General features: G+C 35.0%; 12 protein-coding genes. 11 read left to right on the forward strand and 1 reads right to left on the reverse strand.

Annotation, left to right across the window (positions count from 1 at the left end; all coding sequences use genetic code 11):
• Window positions 1-70: 70 nt before the first annotated feature.
• Window positions 71-1,576 (reverse strand): aldehyde dehydrogenase family protein, encoded by a 1,506-nt coding sequence (locus C0512_RS03980; RefSeq protein WP_290859075.1) that lies wholly within the window; start codon window positions 1,574-1,576, stop codon window positions 71-73.
• A 295-nt stretch (window positions 1,577-1,871) separates the two neighbouring features.
• On the opposite strand from C0512_RS03980, the gene C0512_RS03985 reads away from it, so the two are divergent.
• The 11 genes from C0512_RS03985 to C0512_RS04035 all read left to right on the forward strand — a co-directional run bounded on the left by C0512_RS03985 (window position 1,872) and on the right by C0512_RS04035 (window position 16,816).
• Window positions 1,872-3,500 (forward strand): acyl-CoA carboxylase subunit beta, encoded by a 1,629-nt coding sequence (locus C0512_RS03985; RefSeq protein WP_290859076.1) that lies wholly within the window; start codon window positions 1,872-1,874, stop codon window positions 3,498-3,500.
• Window positions 3,501-3,711: 211 nt separating this feature from the next.
• Window positions 3,712-4,968, forward strand: coding sequence for an OFA family MFS transporter (locus C0512_RS03990; protein ID WP_290859077.1), 1,257 nt, complete (start codon window positions 3,712-3,714; stop codon window positions 4,966-4,968).
• A 304-nt stretch (window positions 4,969-5,272) separates the two neighbouring features.
• On the forward strand, window positions 5,273-6,943 hold the full coding sequence (locus C0512_RS03995) for a pseudouridine synthase (protein WP_290859079.1): 1,671 nt from the start codon (window positions 5,273-5,275) through the stop codon (window positions 6,941-6,943).
• 99 nt (window positions 6,944-7,042) lie between these two features.
• Window positions 7,043-7,873 (forward strand): hypothetical protein, encoded by an 831-nt coding sequence (locus C0512_RS04000; protein WP_290859081.1) that lies wholly within the window; start codon window positions 7,043-7,045, stop codon window positions 7,871-7,873.
• Window positions 7,874-8,041: 168 nt separating this feature from the next.
• On the forward strand, window positions 8,042-8,542 hold the full coding sequence (locus C0512_RS04005; RefSeq protein WP_290859083.1) for a hypothetical protein: 501 nt from the start codon (window positions 8,042-8,044) through the stop codon (window positions 8,540-8,542).
• Between the two features lie 194 nt (window positions 8,543-8,736).
• Window positions 8,737-12,870 (forward strand): two-component regulator propeller domain-containing protein, encoded by a 4,134-nt coding sequence (locus C0512_RS04010; protein ID WP_290859085.1) that lies wholly within the window; start codon window positions 8,737-8,739, stop codon window positions 12,868-12,870.
• 149 nt (window positions 12,871-13,019) lie between these two features.
• Window positions 13,020-13,742, forward strand: a complete 723-nt coding sequence (locus C0512_RS04015; RefSeq protein WP_290859087.1) for a hypothetical protein — start codon at window positions 13,020-13,022, stop codon at window positions 13,740-13,742.
• 168 nt (window positions 13,743-13,910) lie between these two features.
• Window positions 13,911-14,435, forward strand: a complete 525-nt coding sequence (locus C0512_RS04020) for a nuclear transport factor 2 family protein (protein WP_290859090.1) — start codon at window positions 13,911-13,913, stop codon at window positions 14,433-14,435.
• Window positions 14,436-14,521: 86 nt separating this feature from the next.
• Complete coding sequence (locus C0512_RS04025; RefSeq protein ID WP_290859098.1) at window positions 14,522-15,400, forward strand: ester cyclase; 879 nt, start codon at window positions 14,522-14,524, stop codon at window positions 15,398-15,400.
• A gap of 23 nt (window positions 15,401-15,423) precedes the next feature.
• Complete coding sequence (locus C0512_RS04030; protein WP_290859100.1) at window positions 15,424-15,930, forward strand: RidA family protein; 507 nt, start codon at window positions 15,424-15,426, stop codon at window positions 15,928-15,930.
• A 16-nt stretch (window positions 15,931-15,946) separates the two neighbouring features.
• The gene (locus tag C0512_RS04035; RefSeq protein WP_290859102.1) at window positions 15,947-16,816 is read left to right on the forward strand and encodes an SDR family oxidoreductase; all 870 of its coding nucleotides are present in this window, start codon (window positions 15,947-15,949) and stop codon (window positions 16,814-16,816) included.
• The last annotated feature ends 26 nt before the right edge of the window (window positions 16,817-16,842 follow it).

The raw sequence follows: 16,842 nt of genomic DNA on the forward strand, positions 1-16,842 counted from the left end.
ATACTAAATAATAACCGCAAACTCTACAAACAATTTGCGAATTTGCGGTTACTGATTAATTAACAAACTACTAAAAGAAACCTAATTTGTGTTTGCTATATGAAATCAACATGTTTTTAGTTTGACGATAATGGGTCAACATCATTTTATGATTTTCCCTACCTATTCCTGATTGTTTATATCCTCCAAACGGTGCTCCTGCCGGATAAGCGTGGTATTGATTTACCCAAACACGTCCCGCATGAATCGCTCGTGGCACTTGATATAATTCATGTGCATCACGTGTCCAAACGCCTGCTCCTAAACCATACATGGTGTCATTGGCAATTTCTATAGCTTCTTCCGTAGTTTTGAAAGTTGTAACGGCTAACACCGGTCCGAAAATTTCTTCTTGGAAGATACGCATTTTGTTATGTCCTTTAAATAACGTGGGTTGAATATAATATCCGCCTTCTAAATCTCCTCCTAAATGATTCACTTCCCCTCCACACAATAACTCTGCTCCTTCTTCTTTCCCTAACTTAATATAGGAAAGAATTTTATCTTTTTGAATTTGCGAAGCTTGAGCTCCCATCATCACAGTTGAATCTAAAGGATTACCCATTTTTATAGCATTTACCCTTGTCAATACTTTTTCGATAAACCGGTCATATATAGATTCGTGAATTAAAAGTCTTGAAGGGCACGTACAAACTTCTCCTTGGTTTAAGGCAAATAATGCCACTCCTTCTAATGCTTTATCTAAGAATTCATCATCAGCATCCATCACTGATGGGAAGAAAATATTTGGTGATTTTCCACCCAATTCTAATGTTACCGGAATAATATTTTCTGTTGCATACTGCATCACCATTCTACCTGTTGCTGTTGAACCCGTAAAAGCTGCTTTGGCTACTTTTGGGTTGGTTACTAAAGTTCTGCCCAATTCAGCCCCAAAGCCATTTACAACATTTATCACTCCTGCAGGAATTAAATCACCAATAATTTCCATTAAAACCATAATAGAAATAGGTGTGCTTTCTGCTGGTTTTAACACAACACAGTTTCCTGCCGCTATAGCCGGAGCTAATTTCCATACCGCCATCAAAATCGGGAAATTCCACGGAATAATTTGAGCAATTACACCAAGAGGTTCGTGCATTATAATCGAAACCGTATCTTTGTCTAATTCCGTAATAGAGCCTTCTTCCGCACGAATAACACTAGCAAAATACCTGAAATGATCAATCGCCAATGGAATATCCGCTGCCATTGTTTCTCTAATCGCTTTTCCATTATCAACCGTTTCTACTGCGGCAATATAAGCTAGGTTAGCTTCTATTCTATCGGCTATTTTATTGAGCATGATACTTCTTTCCGTGGCAGAAGTTTGACTGAAAGACTTGAAAGCTTCTGCTGCGGCATCTACTGCCATTTCAACATCCATTTTTGCTGAATGTGCTGCTTTGGCCATTAATTTACCATCAATTGGCGACAGCACTTCAAAATATTGTCCTGTTGAAGGGGCTACCCATTTTCCGTTGATGTAATTATCATACTTTTCTTTTAATTGTGGTCGTTGAATTAAATTACTCATAATTATTATTTTTTGATTCTGTCAAATCTAATTTTATCCTATTACTTAAAGTAGCACATTTTAATCAAATGATAGCACAAAATTGATTATTCTTATTTTTTAAAGACTAAAATTATGATTAGTAAATTTTTTCACTTCTTTTATTATACTATTATCAATGAACAAGTGTGAATAAGTGAGAAAAAAATTTTAATGTGAGTTTAACAATACTTAACTTTACAACCCGTAACCTTTTAAGTTAAAACATAGATTTTAAATTACCGGTTCAATCAACTGATACTAAACATGCTACAAAATGGACATCAACTTCAATAAGAACGAAGATTACAATAAACTCTTAGTCGCAGAATTAAAAAGGCGTTTCGCTCAGGTAAAACTGGGAGGCGGCGAAAAACGTATTGCCAAACTGCACGGTGAAGGAAAAATGACTGCCCGTGAGCGGATTGATTATTTATTAGATACGAAAGCCAAAAATATAGAAATTGGCGGTTTCGTAGGCGACGGAATGTATGCCGAACACGGCGGATGCCCTTCCGGAGGTGTTGTTGTAAAAATGGGTTATATTCAAGGGAAGCAATGTATTGTCGTAGCAAATGATGCCACCGTAAAAGCGGGTGCTTGGTTTCCAATTACTGCAAAAAAGAATTTAAGGGCTCAAGAGATTGCCATTGAAAACCGTTTGCCTATTGTCTACCTTGTTGACAGTGCCGGTGTTTATTTGCCGATGCAAGATGAAATATTTCCCGACAAAGAACATTTCGGACGGATTTTTAGAAATAACGCGGTGATGAGCAGCATGGGAATTACTCAAATTGCTGCCGTAATGGGCAGTTGTGTGGCGGGTGGTGCCTATTTGCCCATCATGAGTGACGAAGCAATGATTGTAGATAAAACGGGAAGTATCTTCTTAGCCGGAAGTTATTTAGTGAAAGCCGCCATTGGTGAAAACATTGACAATGAAACCTTGGGTGGAGCCACAACACATTGCGAAATTTCAGGAGTGACTGACTACAAAGCCAAAGACGATAAAGATGCATTAGACCGTATTAAAAACATTATTGGAAAAATCGGCGACTATGATAAAGCCGGATTTAATCGGGTGAAAGGGGAAAAACCAACATTGAAAGAGGCCGATATTTATGGCATACTTCCCCAATCAAGATCTGATCAATATGACATGATGGAAATCATTAAACGTTTAGTGGACCATTCAGAAATAGAGGAATACAAACAAGGTTATGGGCAATCCATCATCACCGGATATGCAAGAATTGACGGTTGGGCGGTTGGAATTGTTGCTAATCAACGAACGGTTTCCAAAACTAAAAAAGGGGAAATTCAATTTGGTGGGGTAATTTATTCTGACTCCGCCGATAAAGCTACCCGTTTTATTGCGAACTGTAATCAAAAGAAAATACCGTTAGTATTCCTTCAGGATGTAACCGGTTTTATGGTGGGCAGCAAATCCGAACACGGAGGTATTATAAAAGACGGAGCCAAAATGGTGAATGCCGTGGCCAATTCTGTTGTGCCTAAATTTACGGTTGTCATCGGCAATTCGTATGGAGCCGGCAACTATGCCATGTGTGGAAAAGCGTATGACCCGCGATTAATTTTTGCTTGGCCAAGTGCCGAATTAGCGGTGATGGGTGGTACGCAAGCAGCTAAAGTATTGGCACAAATTGAAGCGTCTTCTTTAAAAGCAAAAGGGGAAAAAGTGGATGAAGCCAAAGAAAAAGAACTTTTTGATAAAATTAAAGCCCGTTATGATGCTCAAGTTTCTCCCTATTATGCGGCTTCCCGATTATGGACGGATGCTATCATTGACCCACTTGAAACCCGCACTTGGATTTCGATGGGAATTGAAGCCGCAAACCACGCTCCTATTGAAAAGAAATTTAATTTAGGGGTGATTCAGGTTTAAAAGCTACTTAAAAAATTTTTATCAAAGGTTAATTACCTCGTTTAAACAGATTTACAAATACACTTCACTTATCATCTACAGAAAATTTTTGCGGAGGTGTTGCACATGAGATATATCATCTTTGGTTCTAATTTAAACATTTATATTTGTTGACATTAACTTCTAATGGTTCTACTTTATTTAAGAAAAAAAGAACAAATTACTTTTGTTTATGAAGGATATTAAATTGAAAAACCGCTGGCTTATTGCGGTAGCTGCCGTCGGAATTCATAGCTCTATTGGTTCGGTATATGCATTTTCGGTTATAACAAATCCGGCAAAAGATTTATTTGGTGTAGAAGAAGCAGATATAAAATGGGCTTTTAAAATAGCTATTTTGTTGCTCGGATTATCAGCTGCATTATTAGGCAAATGGGTAGAAAAAGTAGGCCCAAAAGTAAGCGGAATAACTGCCGGTGTTTTTTACGGTGTCGGAATTTTAGGTTCAGGTTTGGCAGTACAGCTGCATTCAATGCCATTATTTTTACTTTGTTATGGTTTTATTGGTGGCATCGGATTAGGAATTGGCTACATTACACCTGTAAGTACTTTAGTAAAATGGTTCCCAGATAAAAGAGGCTTGGCAACAGGTATGGCAATTATGGGATTTGGCTTTTCTGCCTTACTGTTTGGACCTCTGATGCAAATGTTATTTGATTCCGTGGGAGTTTCCAATGCATTTTATTTTTTAGGAATTTTGTATATGATACTAATTATATTTTCAGCATCATTTATGGAAAAACCACCGGAAGGATACTTACCAAAAGGTTATTATCCGGGCGAAAACAAAAACATCAAACCGGATCTTTCAAATATTGATGCGAATGCAGCTTTAAAAACTACCCGTTTTTATTATATGTGGATTATGATGTTTATTAATATTTCTTGCGGAATTGCATTGATTGCGGCTGCGAGTCCTTTAATTCAAGTGAAATTAAATTATACGCCAATGGAAGCTGCAACTATTGTTGGACTCATCGGTGTCTTTAATGGAATAGGAAGAATCATTTGGTCGGGTACTTCAGATTATTTGGGTAGACCCAATACCTATATTGTCTTCTTTGCTTTTCAGGTTATTGCCTTTTATTTCTTACCCAAACTTACCTCTGAGTTTGCGTTTCTGTTCGTTTTATTTACTGTTGTAACTATGTATGGCGGTGGTTTTGCAACATTACCCGCATTTTTAAGTGACTTATTCGGTACTAAACAATTGGGAGCAGTTCATGGATTAATTCTTTCAGGTTGGGGATTAGCAGGTATTGTTGGACCTACCATCTATGATGTAATGATGAAAAAAACCCAATCATTAGATGATACGCTAGTACTATTTTCAAGCTTTTTTGTTGTAGCATTGATTGTTTCATTGCTAATGAAACGTCTAATTGCAAAACACCATAACAAACAAGCCGAAATTAATTTACCCTTATAATTTAGAAGTATATTTTTTTTATTATAGATATTGTGATTATATATTTGAAATAATCGGCTGCTAAACTATTATAAAATGGGCTGTTTTTGATTCAAAAATAAACTCTCATGAAACAAGTACTACTTTTACTATTCTGAACATTAAATTTTAATCTCATTGCTTAGAACGAAGAAAATACTTAATCACCAACTTTTTTACAATTCTATAAATCTAAAATTTTTTGGATTGAAAACTTAAAAATATCAAAGAAGGAATAAAACTCATAATCAATCATATTCCAATTTCCTTTTTTAGCTTTGCAGCAATGAAAAATGCGATTCCTTTTATTGCCTTCCAACAAAACATTTCGGGTATTGATTTACCTCAAAAATTCACCTTTCCGTTTTATTATGAACCGCATGAGTTGAGTAAAATTGCGTCTCAAGAATTGCAACAGTATTTAGAAACGCAAACCGATTGGAAACATAATTTTGGTTTGCAGGAAGACGGCGAAGGATTAGTGATTGGTAAAATGTTTGGCGTGTTAGTCGTACAAAATCAAGCGAATGAATTGGGGTATTTAGCCGCCTTTTCAGGGAAATTAGCCGACAGTAATGAACACCTACACTTTGTTCCTCCGGTTTTTGACATGTTACAACACGATGGCTTTTTTAAACAGGAAGAAAAAATATTGAATGTTTATAATCGAAAAATTGAAGATTTAGAAAAAGAGGCAGCATTTTTTTCTCTTCAAGAAAAATTGGCTTCCACCCTATCGTTAGCCGAAAAAGACAAAGCCGAAAAGAAAGAACAAAGCAAACAAAATAAAATTATTCGTGACGAAATTCGGATAAAAGCCGAAAACGAATTGGATTTTGAATCCTATAAAACCGTGCAGAAAAAATTGAGTAAAGAAAGCCAGTTAGAAAGCATTCAACTCAAACAAATGAATCATTTTTGGAAATTAGAAATTGCGAACGCCCAACAAAAAGTGGACGATTTTCAAACGAAAATAAATCAATTAAAAGAAGAACGCAAAGCCAAATCGGCAGCATTACAACAGAAATTGTTTGAACAGTATTCATTCTTAAACCAATCCGGTATTTCCAAAAGTTTAGGTGCCATTTTTGAAGGGAATCCACCCGCGAGTGCCGGTGAATGTGCGGCTCCAAAACTACTTCACTATGCGTTTGCAAACCAACTCAAACCGATTGCGTTGGCCGAATTCTGGTGGGGACAATCGCCTAAATCGGAAATCCGAAAACACGGTCATTTTTACCCCGCTTGCACCGGAAAGTGCAAACCCATTTTGGCTCACATGTTAGACGGAATGGAATTAGACGACAATCCGCTCTTGCAAAATCCGGCAGAAAACAAAGAACTGACTTTTTTATACGACGACGAGTATTTATCGGTCGTGCACAAACCGGCAGAGTTTTTATCCGTTCCCGGAAAATCGATACAGGATTCGGTGTACAGTCGCTACAAAGAAAAATTTCCTGAAGCATCAGGCCCGTTGATTGTGCATCGGTTGGACATGTCCACTTCCGGCATTTTGTTGTTGGCAAAAAGCACGGAAACCTATTTGAATTTACAAGCTCAGTTCATGAAACGAACGGTACAAAAACGCTATGTTGCTTTACTTTCCGGTAAAATTGAGCAAGACAGTGGCGAAATCAATTTGCCGTTGCGAGTCGATTTAGACAACCGCCCCAATCAGTTAGTGTGTTACCAATACGGTAAACCCGCCAAAACGCAGTGGAAAGTAATCGAACGAAGAGAAAATACCACGTTGCTACACTTTTTTCCTATCACGGGACGCACGCACCAGTTGCGGGTGCACGCCGCTCATCCGGAAGGTTTAAACACTCCCATCGTTGGCGATGATTTATACGGCACCAAAGCAGACCGCTTGTATTTGCATGCCGAAGCGATACGGTTTTGGCATCCGGTTTTGAGGAAGGAAATGGATGTTGTGGATGAGGTTGGGTTTTGATCAGAAAATCTTGTTTGGTTTGAAAAGGTTAAAAAAGTTGTATATATTTGATAATAAATAAATTATTGGCCATTTAAACAGATTACACCTAACCAAATTATGAATTCACGATATTATTTTATTTTTTTATTTTCATTGTCCCTCATTTCTTGCAATAAAGAAAAGATTGCAAAAAAGGAGAAAAAAGGACTTGACACTATAGTAATTTATAGCGAAAAAGACTTTTACGAAAATAAATTCGGCATAATTAAAATAGTAGACACATTATGTATTAATGGAATTAAAAGAGCTAAAAAAGATATTTCTGAAAACAAATTAACATACTATAACATTAAAGGATTGTCTGCAAGAGAGGTGAGCGACAAAGAACTAACCCTATTACTTCATCAGTATAACATTGGATTTAAAAATGTGTTAGGTTTTTGTATGAGACCTCCTAAAGGGTTTAAATGGTATTGCTATGAAGATGAAATCAATAATGAAATATTTAATCGATATGGAGAAAATTTTGTTGATTCACTTCGTAAAATTGCAGACAGAAAATTTGTGGAAACAAATCCCGATTTCGTTTTCATGTGGCATGAATGTGAAACAACTTCGAGATACACCAAAGTTTTAGATTACACTGAATCTCTTAACATGGTTAGAGAAGATTTGAGAAAAACCCTAATACCATTATATAAAACTAGAGGAATTGAAATTAATGATTTAAATATCTCATTTATAATTCATAGGGATAGCTCAATAAGCAAACTATCAATTACTAAATCAATTTCTCCTAAAAATTTAGAGAATGAGAAGTTGGTAGATTCTGTCATTACACAATTTATTATACGTTCCAAATGGAATCCTGGAAAATTCAATGGAATAAATGTCAATAGCGATTGGCATATATCAGGGGTTGGTCGCTTAAGTAAAAAAAACGGTTAGCTATCGAGTAGACTACCTAGCTCCCCTAAATCCTTTTTTATATGACTTCGCTCTAATTAATTCTCTGAATTCGCAGTAATAACAAAACCATAAAACATTTTCCATTCAAACTAATTCCTATATTTGTTCCGCTTAAAAAAAACCGAAAAACCTTTTTAATTTAAAATCATGCAAAAAGTAATCTCCCTATTTATTCTATTATTTAGTTTCAGCAGTTTCGGTCAAGAAATATTTGACTATGAATTTGATGACAATGTAACTATTCAAGTTGTGGAAGATGCTGAGGAAGGTGAAATTCCGGGTGGAAAATATGTAAAAGGAACGTATAAAAATGAAGTAATTGTTTTTTCCAGTTCTGATAAAGGAAAAGATAAATTAGCCAATACCGATGAAGCCGGCTTGCTTAAGTTTTTTCAAGGGGTGAAAGATGGAGCTGTCAAATCCAGCAAAGGAAAACTCCTAAACGAGGAAATTATCACGCTTCATGATATCAAAGCCTTAAAATTTTCATTTACTTTCGACGTAAATGGGAAAAAAAATATAGTTGAAAATTATGTATTCGTTTATAAAAACTTGGCTTATACGTTACAGTTTATGGACACCGAAAAAGGTTTTGACAAACTAACCGATTTTAGAACAAAAATTGTCAATTCTATTTTATTAAAGTAACAACTATCAATAAAAAAGTAATTTGTATTCCTATTAAAGCTGATTTTTAATACGTTAAATTTCTTTTTTTAACTTAATACGATTGTTTTTCCTAAATATTGTTTACTTTTATTTATTCTATCACAGTAATACGTGTTAGTTTAATTTCCACAAATCGATTTATCGCCCTATTTACGTGCAATCAATAACGATAAATGAATCGATTAAAGCATTATATAGTATTACCAATTCTTTTGTGGGGTTTGCTCCCATCGTTACTTTTTTCCCAAAACATTCGGTTTAAACACTTAACCATAAATGATGGTTTATCTCAAAATGCCATTCTTGCCATGGTGCAGGATAACGATGGTTTTATGTGGTTTGGCACCAAAGACGGATTGAATAAATATGACGGCTATCAATTCAATATCTATCAAAATGAACCGGCCAACCCAAAATCTATTTCCTCAAACTATATCACCGCCCTTTTTACCGACCGAAACGGACAATTATGGATTGCCACTGATAATGGCATCTTGAATGTTTATTCAAAAACCAGTAACAATTTTCAACGCATTTTACTTCCACTCACTATATCGGAAACTAAAAATACAAAGGAAATCACTTCCATCACGCAAGATTCTTCCGGTTCAATGTGGATTGGTACGAATGGAAATGGGATTTTTAAGATTCCAATTGTCAATAATAATCCTGCCTTTTCAAAAATCAAACAAATTACTATTTCAAAGAATCAAAAAGATGTAAAAAGCAATAAAATTAAAGCGTTACAATATGACAATTCCGGGGTCTTATGGATTGGAACAGAAAAAGGTCTGAAAAGATTTGATATACAAAAAGAGCTGTTTACCACTTTTTTAATCAATATTAAGCAACCCGGAGCCTACGGAAGTAATGATGATTTTTTAATTTCAAGTATTGCCGTTGCTGATAAGAACCATTTATGGTTGGGAACTATAAGTGGATTGGTTCATTTCAATACTGAAAATTTCTCTCGTACTGCTTACCTGCATGAATTGAGTGTTTTTCGCTATGGATGGGGACAAATTAATAAAATTGTAGCTGACAACAAAGGCTATTTATGGCTAGCCACACCCGGCGAATTAATGCGTTTTGATACTAAAACCAAAACATTTGAATCGTTTAAAAATGACCCTTTAGAACCGGAAACGATTAGTTATGACAATATCCACAGTTTATGTATTGATCGAACAGGCATTGTTTGGGCGGGCACCAACGGAATGGGGATTGATTATTATGACCCGAAAGTAAATCGTTTTGCTTTAGTTACACGAATAGCCGGTTTAAATTCAAGAATTTCAGGTTTCAGTATTCGCTCGATTGTTGAACAAGATGACCGTTATGTTTGGATTGGCAGCAATGTTCTTTATCGTTGGGACAGAAAAACGAATGAATTGAAAAGTTTTGAAACTACCTCTTTACGTCCTAATGATTTTGGAAATACCGGTATTTGGTCCATGATTCAAAGTAAAGACAATCAGCTTTGGTTTGCCACCATTGAAGGTTTGTATGTTCTTGACCCAAAAACAGAGAAAAAAGTTCATTATACTCCAACTAAAAATAATGATAAAGGATTACCTCGTAAAGATGTTACAGCAGTATTTGAGGATAAAAAGGGTGTAATTTGGATTGTTACCGAAAATTGTCTCAGTAAGCTATACAATCGTGAAAAAGGAGAATTTAAACATTATCCTTACCGAAGTAATTCCGATTTAAATGTAATGAGTCGAACGGCATTTTATGATGATGGAAAAGATAATTTGTATATCGGGACTAAAGCGGGATTAGTCATTTTTAATACAAAAAAGGAAAGCTATCACACATACCAGAATATCCCTGAAATAACGAACAGCCTAAGTAATAATATTGTAAATTCAATATGTCCGGATATTGAAAACCCCAATCGCTATTTGTGGATTGGCACTTCCGGCGGTTTAAATTTATTTGATGTTGACAAAAAAACCTTTAAACAGTATACCCAAAATGATGGTTTACCCAACAATGTGATTTATGGTATTCTTTCGGATTCACAGTATAATTTATGGTTGAGTACTAACAAAGGACTTTCTAAATTTAATCTTAAAACAAAAAAATTCAGAAATTATGATGTAGCCGATGGCTTGCAAAGCAATGAGTTTAATACCGGAGCTTTTTATAAAAGCAAAAAGGGAGAACTGTTTTTTGGCGGAATTAAAGGAATGAATTATTTTTTTCCAGAGCAAATTGTAGACAATCCCTATGAACCACCAATTAGAATTGCCGGTTTGAAAGTTTATAGCGAAAGTACAACAAATAAAGAAGGTAGTGACATTAGAGCCTTGTCAGTCAATCAGAAAGATAAAATTACGTTTACGCACCGTGATGATATGATTGTATTTGATTTTGCAGCATTGGATTTTTCAGCTCCGGAAAAAAATAAGTATGCTTATAAACTGGAAAACTTTAATGACGATTGGATTTATACCGACCATTCCCGAACCGCCACTTTTACTAATTTACCACCGGGAAATTATACCTTACGGGTAAAAGGAAGTAATAATGATGGTATTTGGAATGAAAAAGGAATAGCCATCCCGATTAAGGTTTTGCCGCATTGGACCGGGACTTGGTGGGCTTATACCCTCTATTTTATTTTATTACTTCTTCTACTCTATTTTATCAGAAAATATGAGATGAAACGAATCAAAATGAAAAACCAATTAGAACTCGAACACAAAGAATTTGATACCTTAAAAATTTTAGATCAAATGAAATCGAGGTTTTTTGCTAATATTTCACATGAGTTTAGAACGCCTTTAACATTGATTAGCGGTTATGCCGAAAATTTAATAGAAGAATTGCCAACTAATAGTACTAAAAAACAAGTGGTTGCCATTGATCAAAATGCCAAAACACTTTTGAAATTAATCAACGAATTGTTAGATATTTCAAAGTTGGAAGCCGGAAAAATGTTTCTGTGCAACACGCAACAAAATTTTGTTTTATATCTAAAACATTTATTCTTTTCCGTAGAATCATTTGCAGAGTTGAAAAAAATCAAACTGAACTTTATTTCCGATGAAGAAGATATTCAAGTTTCCTTTGATGCTGAAAAAATGGAAAAGATTATCATGAATCTCCTTTTTAACGCATTGAAATTTACTCCGGAGGGTGGTGAAATTACATTAACAGTCAAGCAAAATAATCTACGGTCCGTATCCATCTGCATCTGTGACAATGGCATTGGAATGACAGAAGAAGCTATTTCTCACATATTCAATCGTTTCTATCAGGCGGATAATTCAGACACGCGTTTATATGAAGGAACCGGAATAGGATTGGCACTAGTAAAAGAATTAATTGAATTGCATCAAGGAACGATTATCGCCCATCGAAACGAAAACTTAACCGGACAAAATGGAGCGACATTCACCATTGAACTACCCATTGGCGTAATTTCTGAAAAAGAAATTGCTTTGCCGGTTGAAATTGAAACAACACCAAAGACTACTCAATTAAAAAGTTTAGGCAAAGACATTCAATCAATTGATTTACATAAAGATAAAAAAATAATAGTATTAGTAGAAGATAATTTAAGCATTCGAACTTTTATTAAAAACATATTACAAACTAACTATAAAATAATCGAAGCTCCCAATGGCGAAGAAGGAATCCGATTAGCCAATATAATGATTCCCGACATTATTATTACAGATGTAATGATGCCAATTATGGATGGAATTACAATGGTGCAACACCTGCGTTCAGATGAAAAAACCAGTCATATTCCAATTATTATCCTATCCGGAAAAGCCACTTTAGAGGATAAATTAATTGGATTAGAAACCGGTATAGAAGCTTACTTAACGAAACCTTTCAGTGTCAAAGAGCTTCAATTAATTATAAAAAATATTTTTCAACAACGGGAACAACTCCTTAAAAAATACCAAAATAAATTTGTTGTTTCTTCAGATGAAGTTCCCTTGCCATCTGTAGACCAACAGTTTTTAGAAAAGGTGATTAACCATATTAAACAACACTTGGACAATCCTTCCTTTAGCGTAGAATTACTGGCTGACAAAATGTGTTTGAGTCCGTCACAATTAAACAGAAAACTTCAAGCTATAATTGATGAAGCTCCGGGTCAATTAATTAGAAATATTCGCTTGCAACGGGCAGCGGATTTAATCAAACAAAATGCCGGAAGCTTAACCGACATTTGTTTTCAAACCGGATTTAATGACCAAACGTATTTTTCAAAAGCGTTTAAAAATCAGTTTGGGTGTAGTCCATCTTCCTATAAAAAGCAAAATACCACTTCCCTTATTTAATTTTTGCCTTAAATAGCACAAAATCATCCAATCCTTTATTTAACAAGTGTTTATGCAATAAAATGACATTTTTATGCAAGAAATGTGCAATCTTTTGACATGTCAAGAAGTTAATTTTGGTCTTTAATTAATCAATAAATTAACAAAACATGAAAAAATTAGTGTATTGGCTACTCCTACTTCCATTTGTAATAGTAGCTCAGGAAATCAAAGAAAGTAAGATTTTATCAATTTCTGAAATCACCGTTAAAGAAGGACACAACAAGCAGTTCTTGGAAGGTGTAAAACAATGGAAAGAATGCTACCTTGAAAACAAAGGAACTGAATCCTGGAACCTTTGGAAACAATTTCAAGGAAACGGACATGTTTATGTCATGACTGGAGTTAACAAAAACTTTGCTGAGTTAGACATGGATGATTCGGCCGGTAAATCCTGTCGAGATATTGTCACAGACTTCATTATGCCACATGTTGAAAGTGTGAACTACAACATTGCCAGTACAATGCCTGATGTAAGTAGAGATTTTATGGAAGGCACTAAAATTGTTTGGGTTAATTTCTACCGAGTAAAAAACGGTGTAATTTTTACTGATTTAATCAAAGAAAGAGTTTCAATCATCAAAGAAGTAGAAGGAAGTCCAAGATCATTTTGGTATTCCTATATGGGAGGTGGACCTAATGCTCCTCATTATTTTGTTTCAACACCATTTAAAAGTTTTGCTGATATGGATGTGAAAAGAGACAATGTTTGGAAACTGATTGAAAAAGCCAAAGGCAAAAAGAAAGCAGACCAATTGCGTGATGCCGGTAGAGCGGTTATTGAAAATTCATGGTCTTATATCTATGTTTTAAACGAAGAGTTGAGTAAATAAATTCATTTCAGTAGGTTTTAAGTTTTCAATTATTAATTCATTACACCTCAATCAATTATTAAGACTAACCGTGCTAAATAATAATTGATTGGAAGGTGTAACTTAAAAATCTACTGTGTTAATCTTAAACAAAGTGTTTAAGCTTTTTTATATCAAAAAACTAAAATCATGAAAAAAATACTAATCCTTTTAGTGACATTAACCACGATGGTAGCTTGTCAAAACAAAGTACGTTACACACAAAAATCTGCGGAAATAGAGACTTATAAAAAGTCTATCAAAGATTACGAAATGGCCAATTGGGAATCAATGGCAACCCATTATGCGGATACCGCAAAAATCATGAATAATGTAACCAAGAAAAAAGGAATCTCTGTTGCCCAAAATATAGAGTTAAATAAAAAAGATATTTCTGTTTTGTCTTCTTATGGCTTTGTTGCAGATGAATCTGAATATGAAATGGTTGAAACCGACAAAGGGGAAACTTGGGTTAACTTTTGGGGATTATGGCAAGGAAGACTAAAAGCAACAGATGAACTGTTTGAAATTCCGGTGCATTTAACAGCCCGATTTATAAATGGAAAGATTGTTAGTGAATATGGTTATTGGGATAACACGGCTTTAGTAATGGCCTTGATGAAACTAGAGGAAAAAACGCCAACGGAAGAACCGGTAGCGACTACAAAAGAATAAATTCTAAACTCACTACTGTCCAATTAATTTTTTATTGGACAGTTTTGTATTGAATACAACCTCTTATAACAAACAAAAAAACAAACATGAAATCAATTTTTCAAAAAGTACAACTTTTACTTCTACTTGGATTTACAACAACTCTTTTGGCTCAAACACAAGTTGAAAAAAACATTAAAATGTATTCCACAACGTGGGACAACATTGTCAATAAAAGACAAATTGACCTCATCAATGCTGCTAATTTTGATGCAAACATTACCATGCTTTCCAGTCCTGAAAACATTGTAGGAATTGAAAATTTTAAAGCTCATTACCAAAATTACTTAACCGGATTTTCAGACATTACCTTCACAATAGTTGAAATATTCGGACAAGGTGATAAGATTGTAAAACATTGGAATTTCAAAGGTAAACATACCGGTACTTTTTTTGGCCTTCCTCCTACCGGCAAATCTGTTGATATCGAAGGAGTTACAATTGCTAAAATGAAAAACGGAAAAATTGCTCTTGAAAAGGACTTCATGGACAGTATGCCATTTATGCAACAACTAGGGTTGATTTCCAATCCCGGGAATATAACTTCCATAGACAATCTGTACAAAGCTTTTGCAAAAGGTGATGTTCCAACTGTTCTTGCAGGAATGGACGCCAATGTAATTTGGAACGAAGCAGAAGGTAATAAATATGCTGACGGCAATCCCTACAAAGGCCCTGAAGCTATTTTAAATGGTGTTTTTGGTCGAATTTTAGCCGAACACGAGTATTTCAATTTAGATGAAATTCAATTACACGAAATGTCAAACAACCAAGTATTAGCAACCTTACGTTACAAAGCAAAACTTAAAAACGGTAACGAATACAATGCTCAAGTAGCTCATTTTTGGACACTGAAAGACGGAAAAGTAATTGCTTTTCAACAATATGTAGATACTAAAAAATTGAATGATGCACTTATAAAATAATTGTTCAACAAAAAACGAAACGTATGAAAATCCAAAATTTAACTTCTAAAATAAATCTACTGGCAGTAATTATTTTACTAACGCTAAGTTGTCAAAAAACCATTGAAGAGCCTAAAACAGAACCAATAACACCAACAAGAGAAACACCTGAATACTTTAGTCTCAGACCTGAAACAGAAAAAATGTTTGGCTATACCCATGCTGTTAAAATTGGCAGTAACATACTTATTTCCGGAGCTGTAAGCATGGATAACGATGGTAAACCAATTGCAAAAGGCGATTTACTGGAGCAAATGAAAAATTGTTATGTTGATTTAGATAAAGTACTGAAACATTATGGTTGCACGTTCGATGATGTGGTTGTTGAAAATGTATTTACAACCAACATGCCTGAATTTTTAAAACACACCGGGTATCGTAATCAAATATATACCAAACAATTTCCAACTGGTTCTTGGTTAGGCGTGAAAGAATTAGCACTACCGGAATTTATGATAGAAATAGAATTAGAAGTGCATAAACCCAATTAATTTTATAAAAAGAACAATGAAAAAAATACTCATCACAGGTTGCAGCAGCGGTTTCGGATTTCAAGCCGCAAAATATCTTGCAGAAAAAGGTCATCATGTTTATGCGACGATGCGAAATACAAATAGCTCAAATAAAGAGGCAGCAGAAAATTTAAAAAAATATGCAGCAGAAAAAAACTTAAAAATTGAGGTTATTGATTTAGATGTTACCTCCGATGAAAGTGTGAAAGCAGCCATGACTAAAATTCCAACGGTAGATGTTTTAATCAATAATGCCGGACGAGGATTTGGCGGGCCTTTAGAAGCATTTTCTTCTGCTGAATGTTTAGCACAATTGGATTTAAATATTGTTGGCAATATTCGGATGGCAAAAGCAGTTCTTCCGGGAATGCGTGCCAATAAATCAGGTCTAATCATTCAACTGAGTTCGATTGCCGGACGCTTAGCTGTGCCGGGTTTTGGGATTTATCATGCCAGTAAATGGGCCGTTGAAGGCTTAAGCGAATCTTTACGATATGAACTTGGACCGCTTGGAATTGATGTTGCCATAGTACAACCCGGTCCATTTGAAACCAGTTTTTTTCCAAATATAATTCCGGGTCATGACGACGAAGTAGCCAATGCTTATCCACATGTAAACGGATTTAGTGAAGGCTTTGGAAGTAATGTTCATTCTGCTTTTGCTGACGAAAACGCTCCAACTGACCCGATGATAGTTGTAAAAACATTTGAAAAACTCATCGATACACCTGCAGGAAAAAGACCATTACGAAATGTTGCCGGATTGGACTTTGGGGTTCTAGCCATCAATGAGGCCATGGAACCTTTTAGAATAAATGTCTTAGAAAGTTTTCAAATCACCGATTGGGATGGTGTAAAAGCTTAAAATAAATAGTAATTAACCAAAAAATT

This window comes from Flavobacterium sp. (assembly GCF_013822155.1).
Classification (GTDB): Bacteria; Bacteroidota; Bacteroidia; order Flavobacteriales; family Flavobacteriaceae; genus Flavobacterium.